Genomic DNA, 654 nt, shown 5'->3' with positions numbered 1-654 from the left:
TTGATTTAATACCTAATTCATTCATTATCTTACTGACTGTTCTTTGTGTGACCGTACATCCTTTGCTTCTTAGTACTTGTGTAATTTTAGGACTACCATAACGTTTTTGACTTTGAATATAAATTTGATAAATATGTTTTTTCAATACATCATGTCTAATTGTACGTTTACTTGGTTTACGATTCTTCCAACCATAATAGCCACTTTTTGAAACACCTAACACTTCACACATCTTTATAACACGAAATTCATGTCGGTGTTCTTCAATAAACCTGTATATTACTTCTGGTCTTTGGCAAAGATGTGCATAGAGCCTTTTTTAATATCTTATTTTCTTCTTCTAGCTCTTTTAATCTTTTTTGTAGATCAACTTCAGACTGTTTCTTAGGGGTACGTCTACCACTACCAACAAATCCTTTTTCACCTTCTTTACGATAAACACTTAGCCATTTGGTTAATGTTTGAATAGGGATGTCTAAATCTCTTGAAACTTCTGTTGCTTTTCTACCAGATTCTACTAACTGAATTGCTTCCATTTTAAAGCTATGATCATATTTTCTTTTAGACATAACGAACACTCCTGTAAATTGATTACTTTCATTATAGCTTAATTTATTATCAATTTACTGTGTCCGTTATTCAGTCTAGCATCAT

At 31.3% G+C, this 654-nt stretch carries 2 protein-coding genes; both read right to left on the bottom strand.

The features are described from left to right. On the bottom strand, nt 1-232 hold a 232-nt coding region (locus KA926_RS13760), incomplete at its 3' end, for an IS3 family transposase (RefSeq protein WP_210144630.1). Nucleotides 233-263: 31 nt separating this feature from the next. Beyond that, nucleotides 264-623: a transposase gene (locus KA926_RS13755; protein ID WP_224728017.1), complete on the bottom strand. Its 360-nt coding sequence runs from the start codon at nt 621-623 to the stop codon at nt 264-266. Between the last annotated feature and the right edge of the window lie 31 nt (nt 624-654).

Source organism: Staphylococcus sp. GDY8P94P, assembly GCF_017892255.1.
In the GTDB taxonomy this organism is placed as follows: domain Bacteria; phylum Bacillota; class Bacilli; order Staphylococcales; family Staphylococcaceae; genus Staphylococcus; species Staphylococcus cohnii.
Note: the sequence above shows the minus strand (reverse complement) of the source record. Positions and strands in the feature narration are given on the sequence as shown.